This is a genomic window from Staphylococcus sp. HMSC063F05, assembly GCF_001837075.1.
Lineage (GTDB): Bacteria > Bacillota > Bacilli > Staphylococcales > Staphylococcaceae > Staphylococcus > Staphylococcus epidermidis.
Genome location: NZ_KV831318.1, coordinates 1 through 19691, shown reverse-complemented (window position 1 = coordinate 19691; position 19691 = coordinate 1). Strand labels below are relative to the sequence as shown.

The 19691-nt window shown below is 32.0% G+C and carries 13 protein-coding genes; 10 read left to right on the top strand and 3 right to left on the bottom strand.

The annotated features are described in order from the left end of the window. The first annotated feature begins 278 nt into the window (after nucleotides 1–278). Both HMPREF2576_RS02260 and HMPREF2576_RS02255 read left to right on the top strand, forming a co-directional pair. A complete protein-coding gene (locus tag HMPREF2576_RS02260; RefSeq protein WP_002467857.1) occupies nucleotides 279–1469 on the top strand; it encodes an ornithine--oxo-acid transaminase in 1191 nt (396 codons plus the stop codon). A 108-nt stretch (nucleotides 1470–1577) separates the two neighbouring features. Next, nucleotides 1578–2822 (top strand): Glu/Leu/Phe/Val family dehydrogenase, encoded by a 1245-nt coding sequence (locus HMPREF2576_RS02255; RefSeq protein WP_001831995.1) that lies wholly within the window; start codon nucleotides 1578–1580, stop codon nucleotides 2820–2822. Between the two features lie 191 nt (nucleotides 2823–3013). Here the strand turns inward: HMPREF2576_RS02255 and HMPREF2576_RS02250 are convergent, their stop codons facing one another. The 3 genes from HMPREF2576_RS02250 to HMPREF2576_RS02240 all read right to left on the bottom strand — a co-directional run bounded on the left by HMPREF2576_RS02250 (nucleotide 3014) and on the right by HMPREF2576_RS02240 (nucleotide 6799). Further along, nucleotides 3014–4063 carry a glycerophosphodiester phosphodiesterase gene (locus tag HMPREF2576_RS02250; RefSeq protein ID WP_002467855.1) on the bottom strand — a complete coding sequence of 350 codons (1050 nt, stop codon included), beginning with the start codon at nucleotides 4061–4063 and terminating at the stop codon, nucleotides 3014–3016. Nucleotides 4064–4212: 149 nt separating this feature from the next. Continuing rightward, nucleotides 4213–5604 (bottom strand): argininosuccinate lyase, encoded by a 1392-nt coding sequence (argH, locus tag HMPREF2576_RS02245; protein ID WP_001831901.1) that lies wholly within the window; start codon nucleotides 5602–5604, stop codon nucleotides 4213–4215. Beyond that, complete coding sequence (locus HMPREF2576_RS02240; protein WP_001832499.1) at nucleotides 5594–6799, bottom strand: argininosuccinate synthase; 1206 nt, start codon at nucleotides 6797–6799, stop codon at nucleotides 5594–5596. Before HMPREF2576_RS02240 ends, argH begins: the two co-directional genes overlap by 11 nt. A 345-nt stretch (nucleotides 6800–7144) precedes the next feature. Here HMPREF2576_RS02240 and HMPREF2576_RS02235 point away from each other — a divergent pair, with 345 nt between their 5' ends. The 8 genes from HMPREF2576_RS02235 to HMPREF2576_RS02200 all read left to right on the top strand — a co-directional run bounded on the left by HMPREF2576_RS02235 (nucleotide 7145) and on the right by HMPREF2576_RS02200 (nucleotide 19594). Then, nucleotides 7145–8476 carry a glucose-6-phosphate isomerase gene (locus tag HMPREF2576_RS02235; protein WP_001831993.1) on the top strand — a complete coding sequence of 444 codons (1332 nt, stop codon included), beginning with the start codon at nucleotides 7145–7147 and terminating at the stop codon, nucleotides 8474–8476. Between the two features lie 317 nt (nucleotides 8477–8793). Further along, a complete protein-coding gene (locus HMPREF2576_RS02230; RefSeq protein ID WP_049319026.1) occupies nucleotides 8794–9369 on the top strand; it encodes a TVP38/TMEM64 family protein in 576 nt (191 codons plus the stop codon). 3 nt (nucleotides 9370–9372) lie between these two features. Then, nucleotides 9373–9894, top strand: a complete 522-nt coding sequence (gene lepB / locus HMPREF2576_RS02225) for a signal peptidase I (protein WP_002439073.1) — start codon at nucleotides 9373–9375, stop codon at nucleotides 9892–9894. Nucleotides 9895–9912: 18 nt separating this feature from the next. Further along, nucleotides 9913–10488, top strand: coding sequence for a signal peptidase I (lepB, locus tag HMPREF2576_RS02220; RefSeq protein ID WP_001831955.1), 576 nt, complete (start codon nucleotides 9913–9915; stop codon nucleotides 10486–10488). 120 nt (nucleotides 10489–10608) lie between these two features. After that, nucleotides 10609–14088 carry a helicase-exonuclease AddAB subunit AddB gene (gene addB / locus HMPREF2576_RS02215; protein WP_070856462.1) on the top strand — a complete coding sequence of 1160 codons (3480 nt, stop codon included), beginning with the start codon at nucleotides 10609–10611 and terminating at the stop codon, nucleotides 14086–14088. Next, nucleotides 14075–17731: a helicase-exonuclease AddAB subunit AddA gene (gene addA, locus HMPREF2576_RS02210; protein ID WP_002486063.1), complete on the top strand. Its 3657-nt coding sequence runs from the start codon at nucleotides 14075–14077 to the stop codon at nucleotides 17729–17731. The genes addB and addA overlap by 14 nt, the downstream gene beginning before the upstream one ends. 198 nt (nucleotides 17732–17929) lie before the next feature. Further along, a complete protein-coding gene (locus HMPREF2576_RS02205) occupies nucleotides 17930–18835 on the top strand; it encodes a fumarylacetoacetate hydrolase family protein (protein ID WP_001831933.1) in 906 nt (301 codons plus the stop codon). Nucleotides 18836–19192: 357 nt separating this feature from the next. Beyond that, nucleotides 19193–19594, top strand: coding sequence for a YisL family protein (locus HMPREF2576_RS02200; RefSeq protein ID WP_001831989.1), 402 nt, complete (start codon nucleotides 19193–19195; stop codon nucleotides 19592–19594). Nucleotides 19595–19691: the final 97 nt, after the last annotated feature.

The window sequence follows — 19691 nt, the reverse complement described above, 5'->3', positions numbered from 1 at the left end:
ATTTCTTCATAGCTAATCTTAGTATGTTTTATTTTATTGAAATTAATTGTTTATTAGCGATATAACTTGTCAATGATAGAGTCGTTATGTCATTATAAATGTAAGGGCTTACATATATGTTTTGCATCAATATTTAGTCTGTTTCATACAATTCAATTTTTCGATTATGACGATATTGATTCATTTTATTGTTATATTAAAAAATAAGTTTGAGAGTCGATAGAAATCAGTTATGATATTGTTAATAAGTTTTTATTCGAAAACGAAGGGGAGATTTTATGACTCAATCTGAAAAAATTATTAACTTAACAAATCACTATGGGGCGCATAACTACGTTCCACTTCCAATTGTTATTTCTGAAGCAGAGGGTGTATGGGTGAAAGATCCGGAAGGTAACACGTATATGGATATGCTTTCGGCCTACTCGGCAGTGAATCAAGGTCATCGACACCCAAGAATTATTCAAGCATTGAAAGATCAAGCAGATAAAGTCACTTTAGTATCACGTGCTTTTCATAGTGATAATTTGGGTCAATGGTATGAGAAAATATGTAAACTCGCAGGTAAAGACAAAGCATTGCCTATGAATACGGGAGCAGAGGCGGTTGAAACAGCTTTAAAAGCTGCTCGTCGTTGGGCTTATGATGTTAAGGGTATTGAGCCGAACAAAGCTGAAATTATCGCTTTTAATGGTAATTTCCATGGACGTACGATGGCACCAGTATCATTGTCTTCAGAAGCTGAGTATCAACGAGGCTATGGTCCATTGTTAGATGGCTTTCGAAAAGTTGAGTTTGGTGACGTTAATCAATTAAAAGCAGCAATTAATAAAAATACAGCAGCAATTTTAGTAGAACCTATACAGGGAGAAGCAGGGATTAACGTACCACCAGAAGGATATTTGAAAACAATTAGAGAATTATGTGATGAACATCAAATTTTATTTATTGCTGATGAAATTCAAGCAGGATTAGGACGTTCAGGAAAATTATTTGCAACGGATTGGGATCATGTAAAACCGGATGTTTATATTTTAGGAAAAGCGTTAGGTGGAGGGGTATTTCCTATCTCGGTAGTTCTTGCAGATAATGAGGTATTAGATGTATTTACTCCTGGCTCACATGGTTCTACATTTGGTGGAAATCCACTAGCGAGTGCAGTTTCTATTGCAGCTATAGATGTCATTATTGACGAGGATTTACCTGGTCGTTCATTAGAATTAGGAGAATATTTTAAGTCTGAATTGAAAAAAATTGAGCATCCATCTATTAAAGAAGTTAGGGGACGAGGATTATTTATCGGTATTGAATTACATGAAAGTGCCAGACCATATTGTGAAGCTTTGAAAGAACAAGGATTATTATGTAAAGAAACTCACGACACCGTTATTAGATTTGCACCTCCATTAGTGATAACGAAAGAAGAGTTAGACATGGCTTTAGAGAAGATTAAGAGTGTATTTGCATAGGTTCAAATAGTTGTAACAATTAGTTTAGAAAATCTTTAAAATGCTTTCAATTGTGTTACAATTACGAATGAAAGCGAAATCATTTAGTAAAAAGAGGCGAATAGGATCATGACTGAGAATAATAATTTAGTAACTTCCACTCAAGGGATTATTAAAGAAGCATTACACAAGTTGGGCTTTGATGATGGTATGTATGACCTTATAAAAGAACCAATTAGATTTTTACAAGTGCGCATTCCAGTACGAATGGACGATGGGACAGTTAAAACATTTACTGGATACCGTGCACAACATAATGATGCAGTTGGCCCTACTAAAGGTGGCGTTCGTTTCCATCCAGAAGTTGATGAAGAAGAAGTGAAGGCATTATCAATGTGGATGACTTTAAAATGTGGCATTGTTAATTTACCTTATGGTGGGGGTAAAGGCGGTATTGTTTGTGATCCACGTCAAATGAGTATACACGAAGTTGAGCGTCTATCTCGAGGGTATGTAAGAGCTATATCTCAATTTGTTGGGCCTAACAAAGATATTCCAGCACCAGACGTTTTTACAAACTCTCAAATTATGGCTTGGATGATGGATGAGTATAGTGCATTAGATAAATTTAATTCGCCAGGTTTTATAACAGGCAAACCTATTGTATTAGGTGGATCTCAAGGACGTGATCGCTCTACAGCTTTAGGTGTAGTCATTGCAATTGAACAAGCGGCAAAACGTCGTGGCATGGATATTAAAGATGCCAAAATTGTGATTCAAGGTTTCGGCAATGCAGGTAGTTTCTTAGCTAAATTCTTATACGATTTAGGTGCTAAAGTAGTTGGTATAAGTGATGCATATGGAGCCTTACATGACCCTAATGGACTTGATATAGATTATTTATTAGATCGACGTGATAGCTTCGGTACAGTTACAAATCTATTCGAAGATACAATTTCTAACAAAGAATTATTCGAATTGGATTGTGACATCCTTGTTCCTGCTGCAATTTCCAATCAAATCACTGAAGATAATGCGCACGATATTAAAGCAAGCATTGTAGTTGAAGCTGCTAATGGCCCTACGACGCCTGAAGCAACACGTATTTTAACAGAAAGAGATATATTACTAGTGCCGGATGTACTTGCAAGTGCAGGAGGTGTGACTGTATCTTATTTCGAGTGGGTACAAAATAATCAAGGTTATTATTGGACTGAAGAAGAAGTCAATGACAAACTACGTGAGAAGTTAGTAACAGCATTTGATACGATTTATGAATTGTCACAAAATAGAAAAATTGATATGAGATTAGCAGCATATATAGTAGGTATTAAACGTACTGCTGAAGCAGCAAGATATAGAGGTTGGGCATAAGAAAAATATTATAAGTATATGATAGAAACCCTAAGACATCAGATGATAGTCTTAGGGTTTCTATCATGTTTATGCAATTGATAATTTTATTAATTGTGAGTTAATGTTAAAAGTAATACTTTCTCAAATGTTTGTAAGTAAAATGCGACGATAAAATCAATATGAAGTCAGTTCAACTCAACGCTAATATTTTATTGTTGTGTTTCTGAAACTTTTTTATATCTATCAGCAAAATTAGTGAATACACCATCAACACCATATTGATTTAAGTTTCTCATTTGATTTTCATCATCAACTGTATAAGGATGAACTAAAAATCCTAAATTTTTTAAATGTCTTGTGTTCTTAATATTTAAATCTGTGTATTCAGGACCTACTCCAATGGCATAAGATTTAATATTTTTTAAATCTTGATTAGTAGCTTTTTTAAGTTCAAATTTATTCATTAGTCTAATAAGTGGTATATTGGCGTTCATGTGATGTACCTTTTCTAAACTACTCCCTGAAAATGATTGGATCATCACATGTCCATGTTTAAGTGATTTTTGTGTTAACAAGTCATGTTTATCTAATGTATCTAATAATTGTTTTTCCATGCCAGGATAAACATCTGGCGATTTAGTTTCAATATAATAGTTTGCATTTTTGCCATAGCGATTTAAAATTTCGTCTAAAGTAGGAACTTTAGCATTTTTATATTTATTTTTGGCATATTCAGGGTGCTTTCGATTAAACCAGCTTCCTGCATCAAGTTGTTTTAACTCTTTTAAAGTAAGTTGGTCGACACGTCCATGGCCATTAGTTGTACGATTGACCTTTTCGTCATGCATAGCAACCAAGTGACCATCTTTAGTACGTTGTAAATCGATTTCTATGTAAGATGCTCCTAATTCATTATGACTTTTATCATATGCTTCAAAAGTATGTTCTGGGGCGTAACCACTTGCGCCACGATGTGCAATGGTTGTAAATTTCTCTCCAGTTAAATTTTTAGTCCAATGATTATGAGTATCGTTTGTTTTACCACTTACTGAGTCTGATTCAGCTTGTCGTTTAAATGTTTTAGCTGATGATTGATTCATATTAGATGGAATATTTGTTTGTTGTTGTATCGATTTCTCTGATTGGTTTGGTGCTGGAGAGTGGTTCGAAGTTTCAGCTATCGAAGGGGAACTTAAACTAGCTAAACCCAGTGTAACGGTAGATAAAGTTGAAATGATTATTTTCTTAGATTTAAACATAAAAACATCCTTTCAAAAATAGTATGTCTACTTAAACGTACATCAATTTGAAAGGATGAAAGGGAATTTTACATTTTTTTTATATAAACTTTGATAACTTAATACAAAATTAAATTTTTGTAATTTTAGATGGCTATTATTTTTAATAACTATTTTGATTCGTTGTCTTTTAATAATGCTTTTGCGACTTTTAGTTGATGTTTTACTGATTCTTGACCAGTTGAACCATAGCTTTGGCGACGCTTGAGACAATTTTCAGGTGTTAAATAATCATATATATCTTCCTCAATATTCTCATGATGTTCTTGATATTCGCTTAAAGGTACGTCTAATAGGTATATACCTTTATGAATACAATTTAATACGATTTTACCAACGATTTCATGAGCGGTTCTAAAAGGTACACTTTTACTGACTAAATAGTCTGCTAATTCTGTTGCATTTGAAAAATCATTTTTTACTGTTTGACTTAAACGGTTTGAATTAACTTTCATAGATGCAACCATACCTTCGAAGATTCGAAGAGAGCCTTTAAGTGTGTGTACAGCATCAAATAAACCTTCTTTATCTTCTTGCATGTCTTTATTATAAGCTAAGGGTAAGCCTTTAAGTGTTACTAACATACTCATCAAGTGTCCTGTAGTACGTCCGACTTTTCCTCTTATTAGTTCAGCCATATCAGGGTTTTTCTTTTGTGGCATAATAGATGAGCCAGTAGAAAACGCATCTGATAAAGTGATAAATTTTGCCTCATCAGTCGACCAAAAAATGATTTCTTCTGCAAAACGTGATAGATGTACCATAGTGAGTGAAATATGATGCAATGTTTCAACGATATAGTCACGATCACTGACAGCATCTAAACTATTTTCATACAGATTTGCAAATCCTAGAAGTTCTTGAGTCAGATGTCTATCTATAGGGTGTGTAGTTCCACTTAAAGCTGCAGCACCTAATGGTGAGATATCTATACGTTTAAGACTATCCATGAATCTACCTTTATCTCTTTCTAACATCCAAAAGTAAGTCATAATATGATGTGCGAACGAGATGGGTTGTGCACGTTGTAAATGCGTGTATCCAGGCATAATTGTGTCAACGTGCTGGTCTGCTAATTGAACAATTGTTTCTTGAAACGACGCTATAAGTTCAATAATGTATTGAACTTGTTCTTTAGTATACAAATGCATATCTGTGGCAACTTGATCATTACGGCTACGACCAGTATGCAGTTTTCCACCAGCTTCGCCAATACGTTGAATAAGCTCGTGCTCAATATTAAGATGAATATCTTCGAGAGAAGCTTTAAATTTAAGTTTACCTTCTTCAAAGTCACTTTGAATATTTTTAAGCTCATTAATGATGGATTGAGCTTCATCATCTGTAATAATATGTTGTTTAGCGAGCATAGTTGCATGTGCAATACTACCTTGAACATCTTGTTTAATTAAATTTTTATCAAAATCAATTGACGCATTGAAATCATCAACCCATTCTTCGGGTTGAGTTTCAAATCTGCCACCCCAAGCTTTATTGCTCATTACTATACCCCCCGTGAAGTAATGCATTAACTTGTGTAGGTAAACCATAAATATCAATGAAACCTACTGCTGATTCTTGATTGAAGGCATCTTCTTTTGTATAAGTAGCTAATTTTTCATCGTATAAAGTGTAAGGAGATTGTCTGCCATTGACAATAGCGTTCCCTTTAAATAATTTAATTCTCACATCTCCCTCAACATATTGTTGAGTACTATCGATAAAGAGTTTTAAACTATCTGTTAATGGCGAGAACCACAAACCATTGTATATTTGTTCTGAAAATTGTTTTTCAATGACAGGCTTAAAGTGCGCTACGTCTTTAGTTAATGTAATTGTTTCTAGTGCTTTGTGTGCTTTTAAAATAACTTCCGCACCAGGTGTTTCATAAATCTCTCTCGATTTTATCCCGACCATTCTGTTTTCAACATGATCGATTCTACCAATACCGTGTTTGCCAGCAAGTTGATTCAAGTAAAGAATAAGGTCATCTAATTGATAATCTTTGCCATCAACTTGTACTGGAATACCTTGTTTAAATGTAAGGATAATTTCGTCTGCATTGTCTGGAGTTTCTTCTAAAGGTGTAGTTAAATCAAATGCATCTTCCGGAGGTGCGGCATACGGATCTTCTAAAATACCACATTCATTAGCTCTCCCCCATAAGTTTTGGTCAATTGAGTATGGCGAGTCATAATTGATTGAAACAGGAATATTATGTTTGATTGCGTAATCAATTTCTTCTTCTCTGCTCCAAGCCCATTCACGAACAGGTGCAAATGCTTTTAACTTAGGATTTAAAGCTTTGATTGCCACTTCGAAACGTACTTGATCATTACCTTTACCAGTACATCCATGCGCAATACCAATAGAATTTGTTTTTTCAGCAATTTCAACCAGTTTTTTCGCGATGAGTGGACGTGATAATGCTGAAACTAGAGGATATGCATTTTCATACATTAAATTTCCTTTAATAGCATAACTTACATAATCATCACTAAATTCTTTAGTTGCATCAATAATATGACATTCGACTGCACCCATATCTAAAGCTTTTTGATATACAACGTCTAAATCTTTGCCTTCGCCTACGTCAAGACAACAAGCAACTACATCATATCCTTTATCAATAAGCCATTGAACTGCAACGCTTGTATCTAAACCACCTGAATATGCTAAAACGATTTTATCTTTCATATTTACACCTCAAATAATTTTTTATGATTATTAATATGCATCTATCATATCAGATTGATAATGAAAATAAAACCATTATTTTACATAAATATTCATTTTTAAATCTGATTATATTTAGATATTTTGTTTGAAATACTGTTATAAAAGCTTTTATATATATTTTAAAATTTCTGTAAATTGTATATCTAAAGTGGTGGTGTGACCTTTGATATTAAAAATAACTTTTTTTATGAATGAAAGGTTACATAAAAAATAATTTTCCTGTGATAAGTTAGCCTTGAGAATTGAATAGCGCATCTAAACTTAGTAGAATTAGTATAAGTACTTATAACAGGAGGCAATAAGATGACTCACATTCAATTAGACTATGGCAAAACTTTAGAATTTTTTGATAAGCATGAACTAGATCAGCAAAAGGATATTGTTAAAACTATCCATCAAACTATTCATAAAGGTACAGGAGCAGGTAATGACTTTTTAGGTTGGTTAGATTTACCTGTTGATTATGATAAAGAAGAATTTTCTAGAATCGTCGAAGCATCTAAACGTATCAAATCAAATTCCGATGTACTTGTTGTTATCGGTATTGGAGGTTCATACTTAGGTGCACGTGCTGCAATCGAGATGCTTACATCTTCATTTAGAACAAATACGGAATACCCTGAAATTGTATTTGTAGGTAATCATTTATCCTCAAGTTATACAAAAGAATTACTTGATTATTTACAAGGAAAAGATTTTTCAGTTAACGTTATTTCAAAATCAGGTACTACGACAGAACCAGCAGTTGCATTTAGATTATTTAAACAATTGGTTGAAGAAAAATATGGAAAAGATGAAGCTAAGAAACGTATTTTTGCAACGACAGATAAATCTAAAGGTGCACTTAAACAATTAGCAGACAATGAGGGTTATGAGACGTTTGTTGTACCTGATGATGTGGGAGGTCGTTATTCTGTTCTTACAGCTGTAGGATTACTACCAATTGCAACTGCAGGTATCAATATTGAATCAATCATGATTGGTGCGGCTAAGGCACGTGAAGAGTTATCTTCTGATGATTTAGATCAAAATATCGCATATCAATATGCAACTATTCGAAATATTTTATACAGCAAAGGTTATACTACTGAAATGTTAATTAATTACGAACCCTCTATGCAGTATTTCAACGAATGGTGGAAACAATTATACGGTGAATCAGAAGGGAAAGATTTCAAAGGTATTTATCCATCAAGTGCGAATTACACAACTGATTTACATTCCTTAGGACAATATGTTCAAGAGGGCCGTCGTTTCTTATTCGAGACAGTGGTTAAGGTCAACCATCCAAAACATGATATCAAAATTGAAGAGGATGCAGATGATTTAGACGGACTGAACTATCTTGCTGGCAAATCAATCGATGAAGTGAATACTAAAGCATTTGAAGGTACATTACTTGCACATACCGATGGTGGCGTTCCAAATATCGTTGTAAATATTCCTCAGTTAGATGAAGAAACATTTGGATATGTTGTTTATTTCTTTGAATTAGCTTGTGCAATGAGTGGATATCAATTAGGTGTTAATCCATTTAATCAACCTGGAGTTGAAGCCTATAAACAAAATATGTTTGCGCTATTAGGTAAACCAGGCTTTGAAGATAAGAAAAAAGAATTAGAAAATCGTTTATAATTTTAAGTTGAACTTAAAAATGAGCCTAGGATTATCTAGGCTCATTTTTATTATGTGTATTAATAAGAGTAAATGAAAATTGATTAACGTCAGATTAATAAGAAGTCAAATTCAGATAGGAAATATTAAATTTTCAATTCATTAGAGTTTCGATAAAGAATGGAATAATAAAATTGATGAATTAGATATCAATATATAGATTTATTAATTCCTACCTAAGTCTGATTTATGTTGTTGACCTAATTTTAATGTTTCAAAAAATATCATTTACAACTATAATGAATAAGTAATACAACCCTAAGAAAGGATTTGATGTATTGTCGCTTTCTCAGTTAGAAGAATGGTTTGACGCATTTCGACAATTCGGATATATTCCTGGGTTCATTATGCTTTATTTAAGAGCCATTGTACCTGTGTTGCCTCTCACTTTGTACGTCGTGCTATTAATACATGCGTATGGATTGTTTCCAGGTATAATTATCAGTTGGCTAGGTATCGTCTCAGGTACTTTTACTGTCTTTCTTATCTGTAAGAAATTTGTGAATACAATAAGAATGAAAAAATTAAAAAGTAGAAAGTCTGTTCAAAGGCTAATTAGCTTCATAGATAGACAAGGGCTTATCCCTTTATTCGTATTATTATGCTTTCCATTTACACCCAATACATTAATAAATATTATTGCGAGCTTATCTCACATCAAAATAAAATATTATTTTTTTGTATTAGTTATTTCTAAGTTGATTTCAATTACTATTCTAGGAGTAATGGGAAAAGAAATTTTCACCATATTTACTAATCCATTAAGATCGCTTATTATGATTGTGTTACTCGTAGTATTATGGTTTATTAGCAAAAAGGTAGAAAAGCATTTTATGGGTTCTACCAAGGAGTAAAACATGAAACATTTGATTAAATATTTGATTTCCTTCACTTTTGCAATTATTATTGTAATATTCATTCAATCATTTATAATCGTAGGCGCTGTGATATCAAATAATAGCATGACACCTACCTTGCAAACGGGAGATAGAGTAATAGTTAATAAAATTAAAGTCACGTTTGACCTTATTCAACGTGGTGATATAATCATGTACAGGCATAATAACCAAACCTATTTTAGCAGAATTATAGGAAAGCCTGGGGAGTCTGTGAGTATTAAATTACAGCGTATTAATATCGATGATAGACAAGTAAATGAACCATATATGAAAGATAGGCATATTAAAGACATTACATTAAGAGAAATTAAGAATTCTGATGGTGATACGATTCCACCGGGAGCATTTTTTGTTTTAAATGATAATAATAACAAACATTCTGATTCAAGAACCTATGGTTTAATAGATAAGAAAGATATCATTGGAGATGTCAGTTTAAAATATTATCCATTTAAAGAATTTAACTATCAATTTAAATAACCAGAAGAGGTGTAGACTTTGAAAAAAGAAATTTTAGAGTGGATTGTTGCCATAGCCGTTGCCATTGCACTTATTGCCATAATCACTAAATTTGTCGGAAAATCATATTCTATTAAAGGTGATTCAATGGATCCTACATTAAAAGATGGGGAGCGTGTAGTGGTAAATATTATTGGCTATAAATTAGGTGGCGTTGAAAAAGGAAATGTCATTGTATTTCATGCTAATAAAAAAGATGATTATGTTAAAAGAGTTATTGGAACTCCAGGAGATAGTGTTGAATATAAAAATGATACACTCTATGTTAATGGTAAAAAACAATCAGAACCATACTTGAACTATAATGAGAAACGTAAGCAAACTGAGTATATCACAGGTAGTTTCAAAACAAAAAATTTACCAAATGCTAATCCTCAATCTAATGTTATTCCTAAAGGTAAATATTTAGTTTTGGGGGATAACCGTGAGGTAAGTAAAGATAGTCGTTCATTCGGTTTAATTGACAAAGACCAAATTGTTGGAAAGGTATCGCTCAGATATTGGCCTTTCAGTGAATTTAAATCTAACTTCAATCCAAATAACACTAAAAATTAAATAACAATCAACTTTGGAGATTTCTATTCATGCGTTTTAAAAAATAGAAATCTCCTTTTTGTTTTTCTTAGAAAATACACCTGTGTGATATGATTAATAATAAAGGAGTGAGGGAATGTTATGGAATTTAATACATATATTGGTCGAGCAGGTACAGGAAAGTCAACAGCCATGCTTAATCAAATAAAAAATAAAATGAAGCAAGACCCGCTGGGTGATCCTATAGTATTAATTGCACCTACTCAGAGTACTTTTCAATTAGAGCAAGCATTTGTAAATGATTCCGAACTTCATGGTAGTTTGAGAACTGAAGTACTTCACTTTGAAAGATTGAGTCATCGTGTTTTTCAAGAAGTTGGTGGTTTGACAGAGCAACGATTATCTAAGGCTGCTTTAGAAATGATGATTTTCCATATTGTTCAACAACATGAGTCTGATTTGAAATTGTATGGTTCACAAGCTCAATACTATGGTTTAAGCGAAAAGTTAGCTGAGCAAATTCAAGATTTTAAAAAATATAATGTCACTCCTGAACACTTAGATCAATTGATAGAAAATCATTCAATACAAACGAGAACAAAACATAAATTAGAAGATATTTCTCTTATTTATAAACAATTAGAATCACGAATGAATGGTGAATTTATAACAACAGAGGATAGTTTGCAACAATTCATTGAAATACTATCTCAATCTCAGTGGATAAAAAAGGCTGAAGTATTTATTGATGGATTCCATAATTTTTCTACATTGGAATATAGAATTATAGAAGCACTTGTTCAACACGCCAAACAGGTGACTGTATTATTAACGACCGATGGCAGCCATCATCCATTTAGTTTATTTAGAAAGCCATCTGAAGTTTTATCACATTTGGAGGATATCGCTAATCGTTTAAATATAAATCTAAATAAAACATATTTTAATACATTTTATCGCTATAACAATGATGATTTAAAGAATCTTGAAAATGGGTTTGATGCATTACAATTTACGCCTAAACATCATCAAAATCATGTTAAAATATTTGAATCTTCAAGCATGAGAGAAGAAATAAATGAAGTAGCTCGACGTATTTTAAAAGATGTCAGAGAAGCAGATTATAAATTCAGGGACATTGCTATATTATACCGTGATGAATCGTATGCATATCTATTCGAGTCAATACTTCCTTCATATGATATACCATTTAACATTGATACTAAAAAGTCTATGACACATCATCCTATCATGGAAATGTTACGTTCTTTATTGGAAGTTATACGTTCAAATTGGCATATTAATGCAATGTTACGATTATTTAAAACGAATGTTTTAACGTCTCAATTTAAAAGAAGTAGCTATTTAATTGATTTACTGGAGAATTTCGTTTTAGAACGTGGTATTTATGGTAAACGTTGGTTAGATGAAGATATCTTTAGTATTGATCAGTTTAGTAGAATGGGACGTAAATCACATCAACTAACTGAAGGACATCAAGCATTATACAAAGAAGTAATTAAACTTAAAAAGAATGTTATAAATAAAGTGTTATATTTCGAGCAAGCTATGAATGAAGCGCATACTGTTAAAGATTATGCTACGTCATTTTATGAAAGTTTGGAGTATTTTGAACTACCGAGTCAGTTAATGACTCAACGTGATGAATTAGAGTTAGCGGGTCTAACAGAAAAAGCCGAAGAAATTGACCAAGTATGGAATGGTTTAATACAAATTTTAGATGATTTAGTTACTGTATTTGATGATCAGGAAATGACACTTCAACAATTTTTAGATGTTTTTGATATAGGTTTAGAGCAATTAGAGTTTGTTATGATACCTCAAACTTTGGATCAAGTTAGTATCGGTACAATGGATTTAGCGAAAGTTGATAATAAAAAACATATTTATATGGTTGGGATGAATGATGGTATATTACCACAGACTGTATCTTCATCAAGTTTGATTACAGATGAAGAGAAGAAATATGTTGAGGACAATGCACATGTTGAGTTAAGTCCAACTTCAGATATACTGCAAATGGATGAAGCGTTTGTATGTTACATCGCTATGACAAGGAGTCAACAAAGCGTTACTTTTTCATATAGTTTAATGGGGAATTCTGGAGATGAGAAGGAAATTAGTCCTTTTTTAACGCAAATTAAAGAATTATTTTATGATTTAGAAATCACCAATCTACAAGATTTACATAAAGCGCAACCATTATTAATGATGCAACATTCACATCAAACTAAAATTCAGCTTTTTGAATATTTAAGAGGTTGGTTAGACCATGAAGACATCGATTATCGTTGGTTGGATGCATATTTAGCTATTCGAGACGATGATCAATTAAATCAAGGTTTAGATTATCTTACTACGTCATTGAAATATGATAACGAGACTGTCCAATTAAATGAAATTTTATCACAACAACTTTATGGTAAAACTATCAACGCTAGTGTGTCTCGTTTTGAAGGTTATCAACAATGTCCTTTTAAACATTATGCCTCGCATGGTTTAAGATTAAATGAACGCACTAAATATGAATTACAAAATTTTGACTTAGGAGATATTTTTCATTCAGTTTTAAAATACATTTCCGATCGAATTTATGGTGACTTCAAGAATTTAGATACAAAGAATATTCAATCACTTACTAAAGAAGCATTAGAGCTTATTTTACCTAAAGTACAGTTTAATTTGTTAAATTCGTCTGCGTATTATAAATATTTATCTAAAAAGATTGGATCAATCGTTGAAACAACTTTAAAGGCACTTAAATATCAAGGGGAGTACTCTAAATTTGTACCTCAACGATTTGAAACAGGATTTAGAAAATCACCTAAAAACAAAGGTGAACTTGTTGCACAACCACTGATTACCAATCAGGGAATTCCGATTAATATAAGAGGTCAAATCGATCGTATTGATACATATACAAAAGGTGATCATAGTTATGTCAATATCATTGATTATAAATCTTCAGAAAGTAGTGCAACACTCGATTTAACAAAAGTTTATTATGGTTTGCAAATGCAAATGATGACCTACATGGATATTGTATTACAAAACAAGGAGCGTTTAGGTCTTACAGATATTGTGAAACCAGGGGGTCTACTTTATTTCCATGTCCATGAACCGCGTATTAAATTTAAAAGTTGGGCAGATATAGATGAAGACCAATTTCAAAAAGACTATATCAAAAACTTTAAAATGAGTGGTTTGCTTAATCGTGACCAAGAAGTGTTAGACGCTTTAGATATTAGACTTGAACCAAAGTATAATTCGGATATTGTTCCAATAGCATTAACAGCTAAAGGCGCTATAAATCAACGTAGTAGTAAAGTAGCTGATGAAAACATCATTTATCAATTAATAGAACATAATAAGAAGAATTTTATCGAGACAGCCAGCCACATTATGGATGGACATACGGAAGTGGCACCCTTGAAGTACAAACAAGTATTACCTTGTCAATTTTGTAATTATAAATCAGTTTGTCATGTAGACGGATTAATAGATAGTAAGCGTTATAGAACAGTAGATGAATCGATAAAACCATTAGATTTAATTCAACAATTAAGAAATGAAGGTGGTGAAAGACATGATTCCAACTAAACCTCATGATGTGATTTGGACAGATGCACAATGGCAAAGTATTTATGCGAAAGGACAGGACATACTTGTTGCTGCTGCAGCAGGTTCCGGTAAAACAGCCGTTCTAGTTGAGCGTATTATACAACGTATACTAAGAGATGATGTAGATGTAGATCGGTTACTAGTTGTAACATTTACGAATTTAAGCGCACGTGAGATGAAGCATCGAGTTGATAAACGTATACAAGAAGCATCTTTTAAGGATCCTAACAATGAACATTTAAAGAATCAGCGAATCAAAATTCATCAAGCACAGATTTCTACTTTACACAGTTTCTGTTTGAAATTGATTCAGCAGCATTATGATGTATTAGATATCGATCCTCATTTTAGAACAAGTAGTGAAGCGGAAAATATATTATTATTAGAACAAACTATTGATGATGTTTTAGAACAACACTATGATAAATTAGATCCTCACTTTATAGAATTAACCGAACAACTATCATCAGATAGGAATGATGATCAATTTAGAAGTATTATTAAGCAGTTATATTTTTTCAGTATTGCTAATCCTCAACCATTTGAATGGCTCAATCAATTAGCGCAACCATACAAAGAAGAAAATAAACAGCAACAATTAATGCAGCTTATCAATGATTTAGCAATGATTTTTATGAAAGCAGGATATGAGGAATTACAAAAAAGTTATGACTTATTCTCAATGATGGAAAGTGTTGATAAGCAGCTTGAAGTTATTGAAACCGAACGCATGTTTATTACTAAAGCTATTGAAGGTAAAGTATTAAATACAGATGTTATCACGCAACATGAATTTATGAGTCGTTTTCCGGCAATAAATAGCAAGATAAAAGAAGCAAATGAAGGCATGGAAGATGCTTTAAATGAAGCAAAACAACATTATGATAAATATAAATCTTTAGTTATGAAAGTAAAGAATGATTATTTTTCTAGAAATGCAGAAGATTTGCAAAGAGATATGCAACAACTCGCACCTCGAGTGGCTTATTTAGCTCAAATAGTTCAAGATGTGATTCAATCATTTGGTGTTCAAAAACGAAGTCGTAATATTTTGGATTTTTCAGATTATGAACATTTTGCATTACGCATTCTTACTAACGAAGATGGCTCACCTTCGCGTATCGCTGAAACGTATCGTGAACATTTTAAAGAAATCCTAGTTGATGAGTATCAAGATACTAATAGAGTGCAAGAAAAAATATTATCTTGTATTAAAACTGGTGAAGAACACGATGGTAACTTGTTCATGGTTGGGGATGTGAAGCAGTCTATTTATAAATTTAGACAAGCTGATCCTAGTTTATTTATTGAAAAATATAATCGCTTTTCTAGTAGTGGAAATGAAAGTGGCTTGCGCATTGACTTATCGCAAAACTTTCGTTCGAGACAGGAAGTGTTATCTACAACCAATTACTTGTTCAAACATATGATGGATGAACAAGTAGGAGAAATTTCATATGATGATGCAGCGCAATTGTATTTTGGTGCACCATATGACGAAGTTTCACATCCTGTTCAATTACGAGCACTTGTTGAGGCAAGTTCAGAAAATAGTGACTTAACTGGAAGTGAACAAGAAGCGAATTACATTGTTGAACAAGTTAAAGATATTATTAATCATCAAAACGTATACGATATGAAAACAGGTCAATACAGAAAAGCAACATATAAAGATATCGTAATTTTAGAGCGAAGTTTTGGTCAAGCTCGTAATCTTCAACAAGCTTTTAAAAATAATGATATCCCTTTTCACGTAAATAGTAAGGAAGGGTATTTTGAGCAAACTGAAGTACGTCTTGTGCTTTCATTTTTAAGAACAATAGATAATCCACTTCAAGACATTTATTTAGTGGGATTGATGCGTTCTGTAATATATCAATTTACTGAAGAAGAATTAGCTGAAATAAGAGTTGTAAGCCCTCATGATGATTACTTTTATCAATCTATAAAAAATTATATGATTGATGAAAAAGCTGATTCTAGATTGGTTGACAAGTTAAATCGTTTTATTCAGGATATACAAAAATATCAAAATTATAGTCAAAGTCAACCGGTTTACCAATTAATTGATAAATTTTATAATGATCATTTTGTAATTCAGTACTTTAGCGGTCTTATTGGAGGTAAAGGTAGAAGAGCAAATCTGTATGGGCTATTTAATAAAGCTGTTGAATTTGAAAATTCAAGTTTCAGAGGTTTATTCCAATTTATTCGTTTTATTGATGAGCTTATTGATCGTAAAAAAGATTTTGGTGAAGAAAATGTCGTAGGTCCTAACGATAATGTGGTTAGAATGATGACGATTCACAGTAGTAAAGGATTAGAATTTCCATTTGTAATTTACTCAGGATTATCTAAAAAATTCAACAAAGGTGACCTGAATGCACCAGTTATTCTAAATCAACAATATGGTTTAGGTATGGATTATTTTGATGTAAATAAAGATATGGCTTTTCCTTCACTTGCCTCTGTGGCATATAGAGCAATAAATGAAAAAGAACTTATATCAGAAGAGATGCGTTTAATCTATGTTGCGTTGACACGAGCAAAAGAGCAACTTATTTTAGTTGGAAGAGTCAAAGATGAAAAGTCGTTAATTAAATATGAACAATTAGCTGTTTCAGACACACATATAGCAGTTAATGAACGCCTTACTGCTACCAATCCATTTGTTCTAATTTATGGTGTTTTGGCTAAGCATCAATCGCCTTCATTGCCAAATGATCAAAGATTTGAAAGAGATATTGATCAATTAAATTCTGAAGTGAAGCCACGTGTATCAATAGTGATTGATCATTATGAGGATGTTTCAACTGAAGAAGTAGTCAATGATAATGAAATAAGAACAATCGAAGAATTAAAGGCCATAAATACTGGTAATGAAGATGTGAAAATTAAAATTCATCAACAGCTTTCTTATGACTATCCTTTTAAAGTTAACACGATGAAACCATCTAAACAGTCGGTATCAGAGTTAAAACGTCAATTAGAAACTGAAGAAAGTAATACAAATTATGATAGAGTACGTCAATATCGTATTGGTGTTGCATCATATGAAAGACCCAAGTTTCTTACCCAAACAAAAAAAAGAAAAGCAAATGAAATAGGGACTTTAATGCATACAGTCATGCAACACTTACCTTTTAGAGAACAACGTTTAACAAAAGACGAATTATTTCAATATATCGATCGATTGATTGACAAACAACTTATTGATGAAGATGCAAAAGAGGATATTAGAATAGATGAGATTATGCATTTCATTGATGGCCCTCTCTATATGGAAATAGCTCAAGCTGACAATGTTTATACTGAATTACCTTTTGTGGTAAATCAAATTAAAGTTGATGGACTTACAAGTGAAGATGAAGATGTATCCATTATTCAAGGTATGATTGATTTAATATATGAAAGTGACGGACAATTTTACTTTGTTGATTACAAAACAGATGCTTTTAATAGAAGAAAAGGTATGAGTGATGAAGAAATAGGGAATCAGCTCAAAGAAAAATATCAGATACAAATGACGTATTATCGAAATACTTTAGAAACCATACTTAAACGACCCGTAAAGGGTTACTTATATTTTTTCAAATTTGGTACATTAGAAATAGATGATTAAAATTCAAAGTTACTTTGATAAAGTGAGAAACAATAAGCCGTGTTTTCATCCTAACCAAGAAAACACGGCTTCACTGTATATATGTCTGTTATTAAGCTTACAAATAAACTTTCTTAATTTTCTTACTTATATATTTGTTATTTGAACTTAGATATAGTTATAATATGTAATAAGATATAGATGAGGAGTTGATTATGAATGAAATTTCTATCATTCAAACATAATGACAGAACTTCATATGGTGTTAAAGTAAAACGTGAAGATGCTGTTTGGGATTTACCAATGGTTTTTGCTGAGTTTGGGGACAAAGACTTTAATCCTAAAACTTTAATTGCAGGTTTACAGCAAAATCAAACTTTAGACTTTCAAGAGCAAGTTCGAAAAGCAGTTGTCGCAGCAGAAGAAAGTGGAAGAGATGAGGAATTTAAACTTTTATTCACTGATATTGATTTTCTACCACCAGTGACACCTCCAAATAATGTGATTGCATTTGGTAGAAATTATGAAGATCATGCTAGTGAATTAAATCATGAAGTTGATAGTTTATACGTATTTACTAAAGCGGCTTCATCTTTAACTGGTGATGAAGCAACAATTCCTAATCATAAAGATATTACAGAACAATTAGACTATGAAGGCGAACTTGGAATTGTAATTGGAAAATCAGGCGAAAAGATTCCTAGAGGATTAGCTTTAGATTATATTTATGGATACACAATTATCAATGATATTACAGATCGTACTGCGCAAAGTTCACATGATCAAGCATTCTTATCAAAAAGTTTAACTGGGGCATGTCCAATGGGCCCTTATATAGTAACCAAAGACGAATTACCTGCGCCAGAGAATGTAAATATCGTAACAAAAGTGAATAACGAAATTCGACAAGATGGCAACACTGGTGAGATGATTTTAAAAATAGATGAACTCATCGAAAAGATTTCAAAATATGTGGCTTTACATCCAGGCGATATCATTGCAACTGGTACACCCGCTGGTGTGGGTGCTGGTTTACAACCACCACAATTTTTACAACCAGGTGATGAAGTCAAAGTAACTATAGATAATATTGGCACTTTAACAACATATATATCTAAAAATTAAGAGTTATACAATTTTTTAAAAAGTTAAAGGGGGGAGTGTAGTAAATATGTTACTCCCTAAGCCCTAACTTGCTTTGTCTGTAGAATTTTTAGTGTAATTCTATGTGTTGAGCGTTGGAATTTAATTTGCTTATTTTAAAATTTCTGTTCAAAAACTTGATATTAATACATTTTTAATTCAGTCATCGAATGACTATTCGTTAAAAAAGTCTGGGATATTATTTGTATTCTAGACTTTTTTGAATACTTATCAAAATATTTATTATTTTAATTATTGATAAAAATTGAAGTAATGGCATCATCAAATATTTAGAAATATGTTATGATGATTTAGAAATAAAAAGATGGGGGGACAAACATGTTACATGTCCATATTTTAAGTTGGGTATTAGCAATTATTTTATTTATCGCAACTTATTTAAATTATTCAAAAACGCAAGGTGCATCACCTTATTATAAACCTTTGCATATGGCATTAAGATTATTCATGCTATTAACATTAATTTCTGGTTTTTGGGAATTAATCGAAGAGTTTATGGCTGCCTCTAATGGTGAAGGTGGAAATCATATGCTACTTACTTTAAAAATGTTATGTGGTTTAGCTGTTATCGCTTTTATGGAAATTTCCATTGCTAAAAGAAAAAAACAACAGACTAGCCATAAATTCTTTTGGATTACTATTATTTTAATCATAATAACAATGGCTATTGGTGTTATTTTACCTTGGGGTCCAATTTCCAAAATATTTGGAATAAGTTAAAAATGCTTGGATACAATAACGTATGATTTATATTTATTGAAGTATGAACATCATATTATTCCTAAATAAAACATACTAAGATTAGCTATGAAGAAAT

What these genes read in the sequence shown, in the direction of transcription:
- HMPREF2576_RS02200 (WP_001831989.1), top strand. Translation starts at nt 19,193, where the DNA reads ATGTTACATGTCCATATTTTAAGTTGGGTATTAGCAATTATTTTATTT.
- HMPREF2576_RS02240 (WP_001832499.1), bottom strand. Translation starts at nt 6,799, where the DNA reads ATGAAAGATAAAATCGTTTTAGCATATTCAGGTGGTTTAGATACAAGC.
- HMPREF2576_RS02205 (WP_001831933.1), top strand. Translation starts at nt 17,930, where the DNA reads ATGAAATTTCTATCATTCAAACATAATGACAGAACTTCATATGGTGTT.
- HMPREF2576_RS02255 (WP_001831995.1), top strand. Translation starts at nt 1,578, where the DNA reads ATGACTGAGAATAATAATTTAGTAACTTCCACTCAAGGGATTATTAAA.
- HMPREF2576_RS02250 (WP_002467855.1), bottom strand. Translation starts at nt 4,063, where the DNA reads ATGTTTAAATCTAAGAAAATAATCATTTCAACTTTATCTACCGTTACA.
- HMPREF2576_RS02260 (WP_002467857.1), top strand. Translation starts at nt 279, where the DNA reads ATGACTCAATCTGAAAAAATTATTAACTTAACAAATCACTATGGGGCG.
- argH (WP_001831901.1), bottom strand. Translation starts at nt 5,604, where the DNA reads ATGAGCAATAAAGCTTGGGGTGGCAGATTTGAAACTCAACCCGAAGAA.
- addA (WP_002486063.1), top strand. Translation starts at nt 14,075, where the DNA reads ATGATTCCAACTAAACCTCATGATGTGATTTGGACAGATGCACAATGG.
- addB (WP_070856462.1), top strand. Translation starts at nt 10,609, where the DNA reads ATGGAATTTAATACATATATTGGTCGAGCAGGTACAGGAAAGTCAACA.
- HMPREF2576_RS02235 (WP_001831993.1), top strand. Translation starts at nt 7,145, where the DNA reads ATGACTCACATTCAATTAGACTATGGCAAAACTTTAGAATTTTTTGAT.
- lepB (WP_002439073.1), top strand. Translation starts at nt 9,373, where the DNA reads ATGAAACATTTGATTAAATATTTGATTTCCTTCACTTTTGCAATTATT.